At 68.2% G+C, this 16,779-nt stretch carries 17 protein-coding genes; 8 read left to right on the top strand and 9 right to left on the bottom strand.

The annotated features are described in order from the left end of the window. Positions 1-36: 36 nt before the first annotated feature. Both AB0H36_RS38555 and AB0H36_RS38550 read left to right on the top strand, forming a co-directional pair. Complete coding sequence (locus AB0H36_RS38555) at positions 37-1,308, top strand: histidine kinase (RefSeq protein ID WP_360535288.1); 1,272 nt, start codon at positions 37-39, stop codon at positions 1,306-1,308. Further along, positions 1,299-1,958 (top strand): response regulator transcription factor, encoded by a 660-nt coding sequence (locus tag AB0H36_RS38550; protein ID WP_360535286.1) that lies wholly within the window; start codon positions 1,299-1,301, stop codon positions 1,956-1,958. The genes AB0H36_RS38555 and AB0H36_RS38550 overlap by 10 nt, the downstream gene beginning before the upstream one ends. A gap of 68 nt (positions 1,959-2,026) precedes the next feature. On the opposite strand, the gene AB0H36_RS38545 is transcribed toward AB0H36_RS38550, so the two are convergent. Continuing rightward, a complete protein-coding gene (locus AB0H36_RS38545; RefSeq protein ID WP_360535284.1) occupies positions 2,027-2,752 on the bottom strand; it encodes an SDR family oxidoreductase in 726 nt (241 codons plus the stop codon). A 54-nt stretch (positions 2,753-2,806) separates the two neighbouring features. Between AB0H36_RS38545 and AB0H36_RS38540 the strand changes: the two genes are divergently transcribed. Both AB0H36_RS38540 and AB0H36_RS38535 read left to right on the top strand, forming a co-directional pair. Next, positions 2,807-3,379 (top strand): TetR family transcriptional regulator, encoded by a 573-nt coding sequence (locus AB0H36_RS38540; RefSeq protein ID WP_360535282.1) that lies wholly within the window; start codon positions 2,807-2,809, stop codon positions 3,377-3,379. 25 nt (positions 3,380-3,404) lie between these two features. After that, a complete protein-coding gene (locus tag AB0H36_RS38535) occupies positions 3,405-3,710 on the top strand; it encodes a metalloregulator ArsR/SmtB family transcription factor (RefSeq protein ID WP_360535280.1) in 306 nt (101 codons plus the stop codon). Positions 3,711-3,856: 146 nt separating this feature from the next. Here AB0H36_RS38535 and AB0H36_RS38530 read toward each other — a convergent pair whose 3' ends face one another. The 3 genes from AB0H36_RS38530 to AB0H36_RS38520 all read right to left on the bottom strand — a co-directional run bounded on the left by AB0H36_RS38530 (position 3,857) and on the right by AB0H36_RS38520 (position 5,555). Further along, on the bottom strand, positions 3,857-4,480 hold the full coding sequence (locus AB0H36_RS38530; protein WP_360535278.1) for an antibiotic biosynthesis monooxygenase: 624 nt from the start codon (positions 4,478-4,480) through the stop codon (positions 3,857-3,859). Between the two features lie 123 nt (positions 4,481-4,603). Further along, a complete protein-coding gene (locus AB0H36_RS38525) occupies positions 4,604-5,119 on the bottom strand; it encodes a DUF3995 domain-containing protein (protein ID WP_360535276.1) in 516 nt (171 codons plus the stop codon). After that, positions 5,106-5,555 carry a hypothetical protein gene (locus AB0H36_RS38520; RefSeq protein ID WP_360535274.1) on the bottom strand — a complete coding sequence of 150 codons (450 nt, stop codon included), beginning with the start codon at positions 5,553-5,555 and terminating at the stop codon, positions 5,106-5,108. Before AB0H36_RS38520 ends, AB0H36_RS38525 begins: the two co-directional genes overlap by 14 nt. Positions 5,556-5,678: 123 nt before the next feature. On the opposite strand from AB0H36_RS38520, the gene AB0H36_RS38515 reads away from it, so the two are divergent. Continuing rightward, positions 5,679-6,437, top strand: a complete 759-nt coding sequence (locus tag AB0H36_RS38515) for a hypothetical protein (RefSeq protein WP_360535272.1) — start codon at positions 5,679-5,681, stop codon at positions 6,435-6,437. Here the strand turns inward: AB0H36_RS38515 and AB0H36_RS38510 are convergent. From AB0H36_RS38510 to AB0H36_RS38495, 4 genes are all read right to left on the bottom strand, one after another. Beyond that, complete coding sequence (locus AB0H36_RS38510) at positions 6,434-6,787, bottom strand: VOC family protein (protein ID WP_360535270.1); 354 nt, start codon at positions 6,785-6,787, stop codon at positions 6,434-6,436. The two genes, AB0H36_RS38515 and AB0H36_RS38510, sit on opposite strands and share 4 nt — an antisense overlap. Before the next feature lie 3 nt (positions 6,788-6,790). Beyond that, positions 6,791-7,612: a MerR family transcriptional regulator gene (locus tag AB0H36_RS38505; protein ID WP_360535268.1), complete on the bottom strand. Its 822-nt coding sequence runs from the start codon at positions 7,610-7,612 to the stop codon at positions 6,791-6,793. 87 nt (positions 7,613-7,699) lie between these two features. Next, complete coding sequence (locus tag AB0H36_RS38500) at positions 7,700-9,070, bottom strand: ricin-type beta-trefoil lectin domain protein (protein ID WP_360535266.1); 1,371 nt, start codon at positions 9,068-9,070, stop codon at positions 7,700-7,702. After that, positions 9,070-10,962 carry a ricin-type beta-trefoil lectin domain protein gene (locus tag AB0H36_RS38495; protein WP_360535264.1) on the bottom strand — a complete coding sequence of 631 codons (1,893 nt, stop codon included), beginning with the start codon at positions 10,960-10,962 and terminating at the stop codon, positions 9,070-9,072. Before AB0H36_RS38495 ends, AB0H36_RS38500 begins: the two co-directional genes overlap by 1 nt. Before the next feature lie 224 nt (positions 10,963-11,186). Between AB0H36_RS38495 and AB0H36_RS38490 the strand changes: the two genes are divergently transcribed. Next, complete coding sequence (locus tag AB0H36_RS38490) at positions 11,187-12,410, top strand: family 16 glycosylhydrolase (protein WP_360535262.1); 1,224 nt, start codon at positions 11,187-11,189, stop codon at positions 12,408-12,410. On the opposite strand, the gene AB0H36_RS38485 is transcribed toward AB0H36_RS38490, so the two are convergent. Beyond that, entirely contained in the window at positions 12,407-13,600 is a 1,194-nt protein-coding gene (locus AB0H36_RS38485) for an ROK family transcriptional regulator (RefSeq protein WP_360535260.1), read from the bottom strand. The genes AB0H36_RS38490 and AB0H36_RS38485 overlap by 4 nt on opposite strands. Before the next feature lie 231 nt (positions 13,601-13,831). Here AB0H36_RS38485 and AB0H36_RS38480 point away from each other — a divergent pair, with 231 nt between their 5' ends. Both AB0H36_RS38480 and AB0H36_RS38475 read left to right on the top strand, forming a co-directional pair. Continuing rightward, on the top strand, positions 13,832-14,881 hold the full coding sequence (locus tag AB0H36_RS38480) for a LacI family DNA-binding transcriptional regulator (RefSeq protein ID WP_360535258.1): 1,050 nt from the start codon (positions 13,832-13,834) through the stop codon (positions 14,879-14,881). A 164-nt stretch (positions 14,882-15,045) separates the two neighbouring features. Then, positions 15,046-16,728 carry an ABC transporter substrate-binding protein gene (locus AB0H36_RS38475; protein WP_360535256.1) on the top strand — a complete coding sequence of 561 codons (1,683 nt, stop codon included), beginning with the start codon at positions 15,046-15,048 and terminating at the stop codon, positions 16,726-16,728. The last annotated feature ends 51 nt before the right edge of the window (positions 16,729-16,779 follow it).

Here is a 16,779-nt window from a genome sequence, read left to right as displayed (position 1 = left end):
GTTTCCTCTTGTCCTGTGCCCACTACTCTTGCGTGCATGCAGCAACGACACGGCCTCCTGCGACGGAGCATCGCGACCCTGGCGGGTCTGATGTCCGGCACGCTCACAGCTGTCGTCGAGCTGTGCTTCGTGCTCCTGTCGGCGCTGGCGCTGGTTCCGGTCCTCGCAACACCACGCGCCCGCCGCTCGGTCGAGGCGTTCAATCATCGTTGCGCACGGCAACTTGCAGTGGTCGAGCAGCGCCGGCTCGGCACGTTCCACGAGATCCGGGATCTCGGCCCGTTCACCGACCGCTCGGCGTACGGCTACATCCTCAGACGCTTTGCGATCGGCGGGCTCGGCGGCCTCGTCGTGCTGTTACTTCTGTACGGGCTGGTCGTCGCGGGGACGATGATCAGCGCCTGGGCCCTGGACGGGACCTGGGGCTTCATCGAGAGCGCCGGCCGAGTCAGCACCGGCACGCTCGCGGTCGCGTCGGTTCCTGGCGCCCTACTGCTCTATCTGAACGTGATGGGGCTGATCGGCGTCGTCGACCTGGACGCCCGGCTCGCCCGGCGCCACCTGGTGCCGTCCGTCGAAGAGACGCTCACCCGCCGGATCTCCGAGCTGACCGTGAGCCGGGCCGAGGTGGTCGAGGTCGTGAACGACGAGCGTCGCCGGATCGAGCGCGATCTGCACGACGGCGTCCAGCAACGCCTGGTCGCCCTCGGCCTGCTCCTGAGCCGCGCCCGCCGGACCCGCGATCCGGCGCAAGCCGCCGAACTGGTCCGCCAGGCACACGAGGAGTCCGAGCTCGCGCTCGCGGATCTCCGTGACGTCGCCTGGCGGGTCTACCCGACCGTCCTGGATCAACTCGGCCTCCGCGACGTGATCGCCGTCCTCGCAGAGCGCTCCAGCATCCCGGTGCAACTGCAGTACGACCTCCCCGACCGCCCACCACCGGACCTTGAGACGGCGGCGTACTTCGTCGTCTCCGAAGCACTCACCAACGCCACCAAACACTCCAACGCCACCCACATCGATGTCACCCTCACCAGTCCGGCGCTCACCGCCGACTCCACACACGACACAGACGACGCGAGGATCCTGATCACCATCACCGACGACGGCCACGGCGGCGCCGACCCCCACGGCCGCGGCCTCACCGGCCTGGCCGGCCGAGTAGCCGCCACCGACGGCCACCTCACCATCACCAGCCCGCCCGGAGGCCCCACCACCATCCACGCCGAGTTCCCCTGCACCGTCCCCAAACCCCACTCATCGGCTACGCGGTTGGCGGCTGGGACGGAGGAGGAGTTGTGCGGGTGATCTTGGCGGAGGACTCGACATTGTTGCGGGAGGGCCTGGTTCGGCTGCTGGTTGAGGAAGGGCATGAGGTGCCGGCGGCGGTCGGGGACGGGGACGCGTTGGTGGCGGCGGTGCGCGCGGGGGCCGATGACGGGGTTCTGCCTGACGTTGTGTGCGTCGACGTACGCATGCCACCAACCCACACCGACGAGGGACTGCGGGCCGCGTTGGCGATCCGGGAGACCTGGCCGTCGGTGGGGGTCCTCGTGTTGTCGCAGTACGTCGAGAGGTCGTATGCGAGTGAGCTGATCACCTCCGGGCAGGCACGGATCGGTTATCTGCTGAAGGATCGGGTGATGCGGGTCGAGGAGTTCCTCGATGCGCTCGAGCGGGTCGGGTCCGGTGGGGTGGCGCTGGACCCGGAGGTGGTGCGGCAACTGCTGTCCCGCACCACCCACACCGACCCGCTGGAACGGCTGAGTGCGAGAGAGCGCGAGGTCCTCGCGGCGATGGCCGAGGGGCACAACAACAGCGCGATCGCGCAGCGTCTGTTCATCTCCTCCAGCGCCGTCGAGAAACACGCCAACGCCATATTCGACAAACTCGGCCTCACCCACACCCCCGGCTACAACCGCCGAATCCGAGCCGTGGTCACCTATCTCACCAACTGACCACAGCTCAGCTCCGACGAGCGGAGACCCAGACCAGCGGGCCTCATTCCACCATCAACTGCGCGACCTCACGCGACTTGAGGGCCGAGGAAGAGGCCGCCGGAGGCTTCGAAGGTCTGGGCGGTCAGCCAGCGGGCCTGGTCCGAGGCCAGGAAGCCGACGACGTCAGCGACATCCTCGGCGCGGCCGAGGCGGTTGAGGGCGGTCAGCGCAGTGATGGCGTCGGTCAGGCCGGGGGTGGCGAAGAAGGCCGCGTTGGCGTCGGTGCGGGTGGCTCCGGGGGCGACCGCGTTGACGGTGATGCCGCGTGGCCCCAGCGACTGGGCGAGGGTGCGGGTCATGGTTTCGAGGGCGGCTTTGGTCATGGCGAAGGAGGTTTGGGTCGGGTTCGCCATCCGGGTGGCGACCGTCGAGACCGAGATGATCCGGCCGCCGTCCCGCAGCAGCGGCAGCACCCGCTGAATGAGGAAGTACGGCGCTCGCACGTTGACCGCGAACAGCCGATCGAACGCCTCAACGGTGTCCGTCTCGATCGGACCGGCCGGTGGGGCGGCAGCGTTGTTCACGAGGATGTCGAGCGGCCGACCGGCCAGACCGGCCTCGAGCTGCGCGACCAACCCCTCCACATCACCAGGCACCCCGAGCTCCGCACCGATCCGGAACCCGCGACCGATCCGAGCAAGCGTCTCCTCGGCTCCGGCCTTGTCGCTGTTGTAGTGCACAGCCACCTCGACCCCATCCGCAGCCAACCGCTCCGCGATCGCTCGCCCGATCCCTCGCGAGGCACCGGTCACCAACGCCACCCTGTCAGAACTGTTAGATACTCTCATGATGTTAGTATCTATCACGTGAACCTGAGGGCACGTCGTCGCAGCGAAACGAAGCACACGATCCAGCGACAGGCGATCCGGCTGTTCATGGAACGCGGGTACGACGCGACCACGGTCAACGACGTCGCCGAAGCCGCCGGCGTCTCGGCGATGACGGTCTACCGGCACTTCGCCACGAAGGAGGACCTGGTCCTGTACGACGACTTCGACCAGCAGGCCGCCGCGACTGTCAACGAACTGCGAGCCGACGAGCCCCTCGTCGTACGGATTGCTCGGACGCTCATCGCGACGTACGACCAGGCGATCGCGGACAAGGAGTTCCACCTCGCTCGGTTGCGGCTGATGATCGCGACCGAGGCTCTGCGCGCCCGTCACCTCGACAGTCAGTACGCCACTCAGGAGGCGCTCGTCGCTGCGTTGACAGCCGGCTCGGAAGATCCGGCGAGCGAGTTCCAGGCGCGGGCCGCGGCCAGTGCGTGCCTGGGAGTTGCTCACATCGCCCTGCTGCGGTGGGCGGCCGAGGACGGTGAGCCGGACCTGCGCAGGTTGTTCGAGGAAGCGTTCACGGCGACGTTCGGGCACCCGCTCTGAGGGTGGATCGACGTATATTCCTCGTATGGCAAGTACGTTCGAAGTGCTCGCGGAGGGGCGGCGGCGGGAGATCCTGGACCTGCTGCGGACTGGGGAGCGCCCGGTCGGCGAGCTGGTCGAGGAACTGTCGATGAGCCAGCCGGCCGTGTCGAAGCACTTGAAGGTACTGCGTGACGCCGGGCTGGTCGAAGTCCGCCACGACGCCCAGCGCCGCTGGTACCGGCTGAGCCCCGCCCCGCTGGCCGAGATCGACGCCTGGCTCGAGCCCTACCGCGACCTCTGGCGCTCCCGCCTCGACGCCCTCGAAGCCCACCTCGACACGATGGACTGATGCGGCCGGGGTAGCCGAAGCAGGGCGGCGGGGGTAGCCGAGGCGAGCGCCGGATGGGGCACGGGCGGCCGAGGCGAGCGCCGGAGGGGTGGAGGTGGATCAGGACGGCCCGGAGGGGGTTCCGGGCCGTGCGGTGGGTGGGTGGCTCAGGTGAGTTCGGGGACGCGGAGGTGGGCGATGGCGAGTTCGAACTCGCAGACGTCGAGGACTTCGGCGCCGGCTTCCTTGGTGGTGGCGGAGCGCATCGAGGCGGCGGCTTCGCGGTTGCTGTCCATCGCCTCCTGGCTGTCGTACGTGACGGACGAGACCGCACGACCCGACGCGCGGTCGATCAGCAGGCTGGCGCTGCAGAAGCCTGCCAGGTCTTCCATCCGCGGCAGTGAGGCCAGCTTGTAGACGTCGATCGACCGGTCCAGGTTCGTCGGGTCGACCTTCACCCACGTCGCGCGGACGCAGGCGCCCTCACCCGAGCGGTGGTCGCGGTGCAGTACGGCGATCTCCCACTCCTCGACCTTGGGGCTGCCGCCGCCCATCGTCTCGGCGATCCGTTCGCGGACAGACCGGAGCCCTTCGTCGCTGGCCCGCATCGCCTCCTCCGACTGCCAGGCGCTGGTGGCGATGCACCGGCCTGACTCCCGGTCTGCGAGCATGGACAGCCCGATACAGCCGTCCATGTCCAGGATCATGGGCATCACTTCGTCGCGCACCTGCGCGATGCCGGCGTCGATCGACCCCGGCTTGGCGTTGATCGTGGTGGAACGCGCGTACACGGTCCACCCCCTTACCCCTCAGGGCAGCGCCCCGGTGGCGCCACCGGTCGGAACCCACACTGCTCCGCGAGCGCGGCCCTGGCAATGCCCGGCGCCCACACCCGCGCGCCCGTGTCTCAACGGTCACGACTGCTCACGTTCGGCACGCCGGAGCCCCCGGCCGGCGGTCACCCAGCACGCACCCCACAGCAGGAAGAACGGCGACCACAACAACAGGTCCCACCACGCCAGGTCCCGAGCCAGTACGGCGTACTCGGGCCGCGCCGGTCGTACTCCGGTCAACACGAGGACATCCCCGACGAAGCCGAACCCGACAACTCCGAGCGATCGGGCCATCATGAGGATGCCCAGAGTCGTGGTCGCCACCACGAGTAGCCGGCGTGCACGCGACGTACCCCACGGCCGGACGGTGGCCAGCGCGACGACCACGCCGACGACCGCCGCGCAGGCGAGCGCCCAGTGGCTGGCGACGAAGAGTGGGTCCCGGGTGAGCAGTCGTTCGCGCAGGTCGGGCGGGAGCGGGTCCTTGTCGGCCAGTGCGTTGGCGCCGAGTGCTTGGGCGAGCTTCATCGATCCGTACGCGGCGGAGAGTGCGGCCGCGCCGTAGCCAGCCGCACGCGTGCGGTCAGCGCGCGGCACGGGTTGTCATCGCGTAGGAGCGGAACATCTCCAGGCACAAGGCGATCGCAACCAGGCCAACGACTCCGTGGTACCACTGCCAACCGACGCCGATGCCGACGAACCCGTCCACCAGCATGACCCCGCCACCACCGAGGACGGCCAGCGTCATGACCGCCAGCACGACCAGCATCAAGGGTCTTGGCACCCCGCGACCCCGAGCCGAAACGGAAGCGATGGCGATGCACGCACCGAGTACGCCGGACGCACACGCGAGCCACTGCGCGAGGGTCGGGTCGAGGAAGTAGCCCGCAGTCTCCGCCTCGGACACCGGCGGCCCGCTCGGGAAGCCCAGCCGGGCTTGCAGGGCGAAGGCGGCTTTCCCGGCCGCATACCCGGCAAAGAGCAAAGCCAGCAGGTACGCCGGCCAGCGGCGTACGGAACCGGGGGCAGTCATGGCTCGACGATACGAACGGGCGTCGCACGTCGGACTCCCGCCGGAGAGGGAATCACCTCCCCCCACCGGGGGATCTGCCGGACCCTGGCTGGAACTGTCGGCGGACAGTGATTGGCTGGCGTGGTGACAGTCGATGCAGAGCTTGGGCGGGCGCGGGCTGCCCGGTGGTGGGTGCGGGGGCGGCGGGTCGGGTCGATCAAGCGGGCTGCCGCGTTCGTCGACGACGTGGGGTTCGCGGCGTTGTTCCCGGCACCGCGCGCCGCCGTGCCGTCACTGTGGGAGGCGGTAGCAGGCGAGGACGAGCCGCCGTTCGGCGAAGGCATGGGGACGAACGAGCAGCGCGTCTGGACCTGGAAGGACGAGCTGCCACGCCAGGGGCTCGCCTGGTACGGCGCTTATCTCGGCGGCCGAGGATCGTTCCTCGCACCGGATCTCCTCGCAGCGCTCTATCCGGCAGCCGGCCACCCCAGCGACCACGAGACGCTCGACCTCTCGCCCGCAGCCCACGAGATCGCCAAAGCGGTCGCCGCCGAGCCGTTGCCGAGCGCAACCCTCCGCGCGCTGATCGGCGACCGCAGCCGCTACCAACGCGCAATCACCGAACTCCAGCGCAACCTTCTTATCACCACGGCCGGCGTCCACGAGACCGCGTCCGGCTGGCCCGCCGCCCTGATCACTCTCACCTGCGACCAGTTCGAGGTAGGCGGCGGGCCCGACCACGCCCGAGCCACCGAGCGCTTCCTGAGCACGATGCTGCAGACGACACCCGGCGAGCTCGGCCGTGCCTTCCGCTGGCCGGTGGCACAGGCGCGAGCCCACCTCAACGACTTGGCCGACGAGGGCCGGGCGACGGTCGACGGCAACCGCTACCGAACGGTCTAGCGGATCTCGGCGAGGTCGAAGAGGTTGCCTTCGGGGTCGGCGAAGGTGATCCAGTGGGTGCCGAACTCGTCGTACTCGTCGAGGCGCTTGGCGCCCAGGCCGACGAGGCGGTCGATCTCGGCGGACCACTCGGCCGTGGCGAGGTCCAGGTGCAGGCGGTTCTTGCCGTTGCGTCCTTCCGGGACCTTGATGAACATCAGCGGCGTGGTGCTCCCGCCGGCCCGGCCGACGGTGGCGACGAACTCGTTTCCGTAGTCGTCGATCTCCTGCTCGAGGACGGCGGACCAGAAGGCGGCGAGGTCGCGCGGGTTGTCACTGTCGATAGTGACCTGGGCGATGGAGATGGACATGTTTCAGCCTTTCGGTGCGGGGATGCGCTGGATCGGCCAGCAGATTTCGGTTCGCCAGGCGGCCGGGTCGTCCACGTCGCCCGGACTGACGACGTACAGCTCCCGGATCGGTCCGGGTGCGACCTCGCAGTGTTCGGCGACGTGACTGCCGAGCGCGCCGTACGTGCGGTCGAAGTCGGTCAGGGGTCCGGCGTGTACAGCGATCGCGAAGAACCCACCGGGGAGGTCGACGAGCTCGACGCCGTCGGCCGGCTCCTGGTCGGGGGCGACCGGGAGGAACGCGACCACCTCGCCGGTGTCGTCGGTGAAGAACTCGTCGCTGTACGTCGCCCCGGACGTGGCGAAGATGCCACGCGCGGTGCCGACCTCGCCCAACTGTCGGAAGGTGCGCTCACACCAGGGCCCGATCAGCTCGCGCTCGACCTGGTCGCGGACGCCGTACGCGCGGAACGCGGGGATGAAGCGGTACTCCACGTCGAGCGCCGGCTGGCCCGGCGTGAGCATCTCGCGCAGCGAGGTGACGACCTCGCGGGTGTGGGCGAGTTCCTGCTCCATGCGCTCGAGGTGGGCGCGGAGGGTCTCCTCGCGCTCCGTGCCGTCGCTCGTCTCGACGAGCTGGCGGACCTCTGGGAGTGGCATGCGGAGCTCGCGGAGCCGGCGGATCAGGAGGGCGGTGTCGACCTGGGCGGTGTCATAGCGGCGGTAGCCGGACGACGAGTCGACGGAGGCGGGCGCCAGCAGCCCGATCTCGTGGTAGTGGTGCAGGGTCTTCACGCTCAGATGCGTCAGGCGGGAGAACTCGCCCACAGTCACGGTCGCCGTCATGCCCCTAACCTTCCACCCTCCGGTAGCCGGAGAGTCAACCAACACGACAGCCACCCGCCCGGAGACGGGTGGCTGCCGGGTGGAAGGTCAGCCGCGGTAGCGGCCGATGACCTTGGTGAAGTCCCAGGGTTGCTGGGGTACGCCGGAGCAGCTGTCGGCGGGGCCGCCGGTGCAGGGACGGTCGCGGTTGACAGACCAGAAGGTGAAGCGCGCCAGGTGGTGCTGCGACGCGTAGGACAGCATCGACTCGAAGTCCGACAGGTTGACCCGCTCGCCGGCGACGTCGGTGATGCCGTTCATCGAGGAGATGCCGATCTTCCGGTACGCCGCGTCGTCGCTCAGCCCGTACGCGTCCCGGACCCGGTTCTTCAGCCCGTCGGCAGCCTGCCGGGTCAGCGTGGCCATGTTCGTCGTACCGCCGCCGAAGTTGAACGGCATGATGACCCAGCCGTCCAGGTTCAGCCCGGACGCCGCACCGCGACGGATCAGGTCCTGGCCGTCGCCGTCCGGCCCGGTGGTCGACGTGCCGAAGGTGAGGTACGTCGCGATCCCCGGGTTGTTCTGCTCGACGATCTTCAGCGCGTCGATCACCCGCTGCCGGACGGTCGCGTTGGTGAACTCGCCCGCCTCGATGTCCACGTCGAACGCCTTCAGCGACAGCGCGTTGATCACCTTCTGGTACGCCGCCGCCAGCTCACCGGCACTGCCGCAGCTTTGGCCGAGCTTGTTCCCGGACCAGCCGCCGACCGACACGACGACGTCTCCGCCGTTCGCGCGGATCGCGTTGATCGCCTGCTGGTCGACGCCACCGGTCAGCGGCCGCTGGCCGTCCCACATCGGGTTGCAGTACCCATTGGACAGGATGAACGCCATCGTGAACCACTTGACCCCGGTCGCATTCATCACGGTCGCCGGGTTCGGCGGACTGCCCCAACCCTGATAGAGGTACGGCGCCGCCGCCATCGGAGCGCCGCCAGTCGGCGGCGGACCGTCGTCGGCCGCCGGGACGTTCCACTTCTGGTTCGCCGCGCCGGTGCAGGTCCACAACTGCAGCGGGGTCGCGTTCGCCGAGTTGTTGCCGGTGACATCAAGACACTTGTTCGCCTGCGGATTCACCAGGTCACGCCCGGACGTGTACGTCCACTGCTGCGCGCCACTCCCGTTGCAGGTCCACAGCTGGACCCGAGCGCCGTTCGCAGTAGAGCCACCGCTCACGTCCAAGCACTTGCCCAGGGCCCGAATCGTCCCATCGGACGAACGCGTCCACGACTGCGCAGCGGTCCCGTTGCAGTCATACAGCTGTACGACGGTCCCGTCCGCGCTGTTGGCGCCAGCAACGTCAGCGCACTTGCCGGCCAGCCCGGTGATCGTGCCGGTCGCCGCCTGAGCCGAGGACGAGACCACCAGCAACCCGGCCCCGAGCATCACGGACGCGGCGACCGCCGCCACCCGGCGCATCAGACGGTCCACTTCTGGTTGGCGGCGCCAGTGCAGGTCCAAATCTGCAGCGGCGTCGCGTTCGCGGAGTTGTTGCCGGTCACATCAAGACACTTGTTCGCCTGTGGATTCACCAGATCTCTTCCGCTCGTATAGGTCCACTGCTGAGCACCACTGCCGTTGCACGTCCACAGCTGAACGCGAGCGCCGTCGGCGACCGACCCACCGCTCACGTCCAGACACTTGCCGAGAGCCCGGATGGTCCCATCACCAGGCCGAGTCCACTGCTGGGCCGTCGTACCGTTGCAGTCATAGAGCTGTACGGCGGTCCCGTCCGCATTGTTGGCCCCGGCGACGTCGATGCACTTCCCGGCCAGCCCGGTGATCGCCGTACCCGTGCCGCCGCCGCTCTGCGAACCCGTCCACGTGAACGTCGCGGACGTCTTGGTCGGCAGCGTGTAGATGAACGACTGCGATCCCCAGTTCACCCGCACCGACTGCGAGCTCCCGGTGGTGTTGAACGCGATCAGCGCCTTCGACCCGTCCGGGTTCTTCCAGGCCACGTTCTTCACCGAGTTGTTGGCGTTCGACTCGACCCGGACCCCGCCCGGCTTCACGAACTTCGTCAGGTGGCCCATCGTGTAGTACTCGACGGTCTTGTCCACCTGGCCCGCGCGGCTGCCGCCACGCTGCACCGTCACCAGACCGGTGCACACGTTGCAGCCGGCGCCGACGTACGGGAGATGGTTCTGGTCGAGGGCGAGGCTCCACTTCACCCAGGACTTGCTCCAGTTCCGGGTGTAGTCGATCAGGTTGTTCATGTCCTCGACCTGCTGGTTCGCGATCCAGGTCCCGCCGGAGTGCTCGGTCATGTAGTGGTTCACGGCCGGGTACTGGTTGTGCACCTGGGTCTGCAGGTTCACGTCACCGCCGTACCCGTGCCAGGCGATGCCGCCGAACAGCGGGTCGTTGCGCAGCGCGGCGTCGGCCAGCGGCGCCGAGCCGAGGTCGTTGTAGTTGCCCCAGTTGTAGTCCAGGATCATCACCTTGGTGGTGAGGCCGGCCGCCCGGAACGCGGGGATCAGGTGGTTCTTGGTGAACTCGAGCAGGCCGGAGCCGTTCCAGTTCATCGACGCGTAGCCGGTGTCGTCGGTGCCGCAGCAGGTCGGCTCGTTCTGCACCGAGACGTAGTCGATGTGGTTGCCCTGGGCCTCGTTCTGCTGGACGTACTTGACGAAGTACTGGGCGTACATCGGGTAGTACTCCCACTTCAGCCAGCCGCGGTTGGTGAACTTGTTGTTGTCCTTCATCCAGGCCGGCGAGCTCCACGGCGCGCCCTTCACCTTCAGCGCCGGGTTGAGCTGCCGCGCCTTCTTGGTCAGCGGCACCACGTCCGCCAGGTCGTGGTTGATGCTGAAGTCGTTCAGGTCGCAGCAGGTGTCGTCGTAGGAGTAGTTGAAGCGGGCCAGGTCGGAGGCGCCCATCGGGTTGCGGACGAAGGCGAGGCCGATCCCGTTGACCGGGTCGAACAGGTCGCGCATCACCTGGTCGCGGGTGGCCGCGGTGATCGTGTTGCTGCTGTTGAGCAGCCAGGCAGCGCTGTCGGTGAACGACGCGCCGCCGCCTTCGAAGGACTGGTACGTCGTGTTCTCGTTGACCGTGATGGTCTGGTTCGCGGTGCCACCGGCCGGGCCGAAGTTGACCGGCGTCTGCTGCTGCAGGCCGCGGGTGACGTTGCGGCCGGCCGAGTCGTTCGTGGTGGTCAGCCAGATGTTCACCTGCTCACCGGCGGCCTGCGCGGGTGGCGGATTTCCGACACTGAGGACGGCGCCGACGCACGCAGCGGCAACCGCGGCCGGCAGGAGGCGTCGTCGCCACAGCTGGGCACGACGAAGTGTCCCGTTCGCGGGCATGGGGCGGTTCTCCCTTGGCTAGAAGGGTTTCGGGGGTTCCGGCGTCTGCCCGCGCCGCAACAGGTGGTCAGCAAGAGGTAACCATCCGTATATAGGTGTGTCAACGGCAGACCCGAACTTTTTTCACGTCTTTTATTTAGTCCCGACCTTGACGTGAAAGCGTTCTCACAGCAAGATCCGGCCGAGCCCTGTCTCCCGACCGCCCCCGCGAGAAATGAGGCATCATGAAGCGTTCCCGCATCACGGCGCTCGTCGCGATCGGCGCCGCACTGGTCGGCGCCGCACTGCTCCAGTCCCCCGCCAACGCCGATCCCCAGGCGGCCGCCGCACCGACGGCGATCATCTGGGAGGACAACTTCGACGGTCCCGCCGGCCAGGCGCCCGACCAGTCGAAGTGGCGCTACGACATCGGCGGCTCCGGCTGGGGCAACAACGAACGCCAGTACTACACCAACAGCACCCGCAACTCCGCGCTCGACGGCAACGGCAACCTGGTCATCACCGCGCGCCGCGAGAGCGGCGGGCACCAGTGCCACTACGGCACCTGCGAGTACACGTCCGCCCGGCTGCTCACCGCACAGACCTTCACCCAGACCTACGGCCGGTTCGAGGCCCGGATCAAGATCCCCAGGACGCAAGGGATCTGGCCGGCGTTCTGGATGCTCGGCGGCGGCAACTGGCCGAACGACGGCGAGATCGACATCATGGAGAACATCGGCCGCGAGCCCGCGACCGTGCACGGCACGATCCACGGACCGGGCTACGCCGGCGCCGGCGGGATCGGGGCCGCGTACAACCATCCGAACGGGTGGGCGTTCGCCGACGACTTCCACACCTTCCGGGTCGACTGGGAGCCGAACTCGATCAAGTGGTTCGTGGACGGCGTCCAGTACCAGCAACGGACGCCGGCCGACCTCAACGGCAACGCCTGGGTCTTCAACCACCCGTTCTTCATGATCATGAACGTCGCGGTCGGCGGGAACTGGCCCGGCTACCCCGACGGTACGACGGTTCTGCCGCAGACGATGACGATCGACTACGTCCGCGTCTCCACCATCGGCAGCAGCTCAGGCGGCACACCGATCACCGGCCTGGCCGGCAAGTGCGTCGACGTCGCCGCCGCCAACACCGCGGACGGTACGCCGGTCCAACTGTACGACTGCAACGGCACCAACGCCCAGCAGTGGAGCCGTCCCGGTGACGGCACGATCCGCGCGCTGGGCAAGTGCCTCGACGTCAACGCCGGATCCGTTGCCGACGGCGCTAAAGTCCAGCTCTGGACCTGCAACGGGACCGGTGCCCAGCAATGGGTCTACACGTCCGGCCGGGACCTGGTGAACCCACAGGCGAACAAGTGCCTCGATGTCACCGGCAACAACTCGGCCAACGCAACTCCTTTGCAGACCTGGACCTGCTCCGGAGCAGCCAACCAGAAGTGGAACGTCTAGCTACGCGCCGGCACAACGCCGCCATCGCGTAGCAATCGGAGAACCGGCAGGGTCGCGGCGCCCAACGCGACCGCGTCCCTGCCGAGTTCACACAGCTCGATCGACACCTGCGAGTACGGCTGCCGCAACGCGTGCTCACCAACAGCTGCCCGCAGATCGTCCAGGTACCGCTCCCCCAGCAACAGTCCGGCCCATCCGCCGAGCACGATCCGCTCCGGGTTGACCAGGTTCACGAGATTCGCGACGCCCGCGGCCAGGTACCCGACTGTCTCGTCCACGATCGTTGCCGCGACTTCCGACGTACCGACGGCGTCGAGCAGCTCGATGAGAGCCGCCTCCTCATCGGTCGCCGACACGGTTCCACCGGCCTCGCGGTATCGCTCGAGGACAGCCTCGGCGCCGGCGTAGGCCTCCAGGCAGCCAAGCGCTCCACACCGGCACTGGCGACCGCCGTACGCGATCGTCATGTGGCCCCATTCTCCTGCACTGCTGCGGGTTCCGCGATAACTGGAGCCGTCGGCAACCAACGCCGCGCCGACCCCCGAACCGATCAGAGTGACCACGGCATCGGTCGCTCCACGGCCGGCGCCGAACCACATCTCGGCCTGGCCCAGCATGTTCGCGCCGTTGTCCACCTGGATCGGAATCTCAGTGCCCTCGGCAATCATTTCCCGCAGCGGTACGGCGTCCCAGCCGAGCGTCTGCGCATCGACGACGGCGTTGCCCTCGACCACGCCGGCGACCCCGACTCCGACGCCGAGGATCAGGTCGGATCGGACGCCGGACGAGGCGATGACTGTCGAAAGCCCTTCCAGGACATGCTTCACGACGACCGCGGGCTGCGGTGCGTCGATCGGATACTCGGCACTCGCCAGCACGTTCATCGCGAGATCGAACAACTCGACCTTCACGCGAGTCTCGCCGACCTCGGCGCCCACGACGTACCGGAACGTTGGTGAGACCCGCAGCAGCACGCGCGGGCGGCCGCCTTCGGAGTCGACCGATCCGGCTTCCTCGACCACTCCCTCGGCGATCAGCTCGCTGACCAGGTTGCTCACGCTCGCGGCGCTCAGCGACGTGCGCAAGCCCAGCTCATGCCGGCTGAGCGGACCCTCCCGGTAGATGGTGGTCAGCAGCGCCGACCGGTTGGACCGCCGCATGTCGCGCACAGTGGTCCGCCGTACATCCATGCCGTCTACCCCTACCTGGTCCGGCCTCAGGCAGGCCGCTCACGCGAAGTTCATCACGCCACACCGGTAGCCCGGAAGACGGGCTTCATGCAGGTCGTGAACTAAGACCTGATTCGTTACCGTCCCGTGATTGACGGCTGCCGCCCCCTCGGATTCACTCTACGGAACCGCTTCCGAAACCGGTTCCGGCCGACCAGGCCGGGGCCGCACCCGCCCGAGGGGAGCAGTGCCTTGTCGATCACCATCGCCGATGTCGCAGCGCGTGCCGGCGTCAGCAAGACGACGGTTTCGCGCGTCCTCAACGGCAAAGGTGAGCTCGACCTGCGCACCGCCGAGCGGGTCCGCCAGGTGATCGCCGAGCTCGGCTACGTGCCGAGCGCCCGCGCGGTCGGCCTGGCCCGCGGCCGGACCCGGATCGTCGGCATGCTCGTCCCGTCGCTGACCTGGCCGTGGATGGGCGAGGTCCTGCAGGGCGCCGTCGACGTGGTCGAGAGCGAGGGCTACGGGCTGCTGCTGTTCACCTTCAACCGGGGTGAGGAGTCGATGCACCAGTTCGCCTCCCAGGTCTCGGCCCAGTCGTTCGACGGCCTGCTGGTGATCGAGCCCGAGGGCACGCTCACCTACATCGAGCAACTGCATGCGCGCGGCCTGCCCGTCGTACTGATCGACGACCGGGCCAAGCGGCCGCAGTTCCCGTCCGTCGCCACCACCAACCGGGCCGGCGGCGAGTCGGCCGCCCGGCACCTGCTCGAGCTCGGCCGGCAGCGGCCGCTGGTGATCACCGGTGTCGAGCGGTTCGGCTGCACGCACGAACGCCTGGACGGCTTCCGCGACACCTACGCCGAAGCCGGGATCGAGCTCGACCAGAGGCTCGTGTTCGAAGGCGACTTCACCCACGAGAGCGGCCGCCGCGGCGTCCAGCACGCCCTCGACCAGAAACTCGAGTTCGACGCGATCTTCGCCCACAACGACCTGTCCGCCGGCGGCGCCATCCAGGCCGTCCGGGAGGCCGGGCGGAACGTGCCGGACGACGTCTCGGTGGTCGGGTTCGACGACATCCCGTACGCCGAGCACACCGAGCCCCCGCTGACCACGGTGCATCAGCCGATGCGCCAGATGGGCCAGGCGGCGGCCCGGATGCTGATGGGGTACTTCGGCGGCACTCCGCTGCCCGAGGACCCGCAAGTGCTGCCGACCACGCTGGTGGTCCGCAGCTCAACCGCCCCGAAGAAGTCACCGTCGAGATCGCCGAAACCCGCCCCGAGACACCGGCGTTCCTGAGACTCCGGCGGCGGGGCAGCTGCCCCTGTCCCGCCGCCGGCGAACCCCTGAGATCGATCCGTTAAGGCGTTCGCTCTTCCCATGAGAGCGTTCTCACGCCACGATGCACTCGCTCACGCGGCTCAGGCGTGAGCAATCCGCCAACAGATGCACAGGAGGAACCGATGCGAGCACGACGCACAGTCGCGCTGGCCCTGACGGGCCTGCTCGCGGCAGCCACATTGGCTGCCTGTAGTAGCGGGGACGAGAGCACCACGACGAGCGGATCCGGCAGCGCCGCCACGGTGCTGAACGTCGGGATGCCGAACGGCCCGCAGACCGAGAACCACAACCCGTTCCTCGGCTCCTCCTCGGGTGCCTCGCTGGGGTACCGGTGGATGATCTTCGAGCCGCTGGTGATGGTCAACGGCATCAAGCCGACCGAGCCGGGCAAGCCCTGGCTGGCCACCGAGTGGAAGTGGGCCGACAACTTCACCAAGCTGTCGCTGACCATCCGCGACGGCGTGAAGTTCTCCGACGGCAAGCCGATGACGGCCGACGACGTCGCGTACTCGTTCCAGCTCCGCAAGGACAACGAGGGGCTGAACCAGGACGCCATCCCGTACGGCGCTATCACCGCGTCCGGCAACAAGGTCGACCTGACCTTCACCCGGTCCCAGTTCGTCAACCAGAACAAGATCCTGACCGTGTTCGTGGTGCCGAAGCACCAGTGGTCGACGCTCAAGGACCCGAGCCAGGACACGCTGAAGAGCCCGGTCGGCACCGGCCCGTACACGGTGAAGTCGTTCACCCCGCAGACGACCACGCTGTCCGTCCGCGACTCGTACTGGCAGGACCTGCCGAAGGTGAAGGAGCTGCGGTACACGTCGTACAACGACAACAACGCGCAGACCACCGCGCTGGCCAACGGCGCGTCGGAGTGGAGCTTCGTCTTCGTCCCGAACGTGAAGGCCGTCTACCAGGACAAGGACCCCGAGCACCACAAGCTGTGGTTCCCGGCGAACCTGGGCATCCACGGCCTGTGGATCAACACCACCCGCAAGCCCTTCGACAACCCGGCGCTGCGGCGGGCGATGGACAAGGTGATCAACCGCGACGACATCTTCATGCAGGGCGAGGCCGGCTACTTCTACCCGAAGGTCGAGTCGATCACCGGCATCCCGACCCCGGCCGGTGAATCGTTCATCGCGCCGGAGTTCAAGGACAAGTTGCACTCCGTCGACGTCGAGGGCGCCAAGAAGGAGCTCGCCGACGCCGGCTTCAAGCTCGAGGGCGACGTGCTCAAGGACCCGACCGGCAAGCCGGTCACGATCACGCTGACCGACCCGGCCGGCTGGTCCGACTACATCACCGACCTCGAGATCATCAAGGACAACCTGTCCACGATCGGCATCAAGGCGACCGTCGACAAGGCCAACCAGGACGCCTGGTTCAAGGCGTTCGACGAGGGCAACTTCGACGCCGGGATGCACTGGACCAACGGCGGCGCGACGCCGTACGACATCTACCAGAACATCATGGACGGCAAGATCCTGAAGCCGGTCGGCAAGGGCGGGGTGAGCGGCAACTACGGCCGGTTCAGCAGCCCGGAGGCGACCAAGGCGCTGGACCAGTACGCCAACGCCACCGACGACGCGACCAGGACCGCGGCGCTGAACACGCTGCAGAAGATCATGGTCGAGCAGATGCCGGTCGTGCCGACCTCGGCCTCGAACGTCGGCGGTCTCTACAGCACCAAGAACTGGGAGGGCTGGCCGGACGAGCAGAACCAGTACGCGCCTGCTCAGCCGACCCAGCAGAACGCGCTGCAGATCGTCCTGAACCTGAAGCCCGCCGGCGCCCAGTGACCGCCGTACCGCGGCACGCCAGGCGTCCCGCGCCGTAACAGGCGGAAGCCG

Origin of the sequence: Kribbella sp. NPDC050820, from assembly GCF_040653975.1 — a bacterium.
GTDB lineage: Bacteria > Actinomycetota > Actinomycetes > Propionibacteriales > Kribbellaceae > Kribbella.
The sequence above is the reverse complement of the archived record's forward strand: the minus strand, read 5'-3'. Positions and strand labels throughout refer to the sequence as shown.

Coding starts and splice junctions, on each gene's coding strand:
- AB0H36_RS38495 (WP_360535264.1), bottom strand. CDS start 10,962: ATGCCCGCGAACGGGACACTTCGTCGTGCCCAGCTGTGGCGACGACGC.
- AB0H36_RS38475 (WP_360535256.1), top strand. CDS start 15,046: ATGCGAGCACGACGCACAGTCGCGCTGGCCCTGACGGGCCTGCTCGCG.
- AB0H36_RS38535 (WP_360535280.1), top strand. CDS start 3,405: ATGGCAAGTACGTTCGAAGTGCTCGCGGAGGGGCGGCGGCGGGAGATC.
- AB0H36_RS38500 (WP_360535266.1), bottom strand. CDS start 9,070: ATGCGCCGGGTGGCGGCGGTCGCCGCGTCCGTGATGCTCGGGGCCGGG.
- AB0H36_RS38510 (WP_360535270.1), bottom strand. CDS start 6,787: ATGTCCATCTCCATCGCCCAGGTCACTATCGACAGTGACAACCCGCGC.
- AB0H36_RS38520 (WP_360535274.1), bottom strand. CDS start 5,555: ATGACTGCCCCCGGTTCCGTACGCCGCTGGCCGGCGTACCTGCTGGCT.
- AB0H36_RS38485 (WP_360535260.1), bottom strand. CDS start 13,600: ATGGATGTACGGCGGACCACTGTGCGCGACATGCGGCGGTCCAACCGG.
- AB0H36_RS38555 (WP_360535288.1), top strand. CDS start 37: ATGCAGCAACGACACGGCCTCCTGCGACGGAGCATCGCGACCCTGGCG.
- AB0H36_RS38505 (WP_360535268.1), bottom strand. CDS start 7,612: ATGACGGCGACCGTGACTGTGGGCGAGTTCTCCCGCCTGACGCATCTG.
- AB0H36_RS38490 (WP_360535262.1), top strand. CDS start 11,187: ATGAAGCGTTCCCGCATCACGGCGCTCGTCGCGATCGGCGCCGCACTG.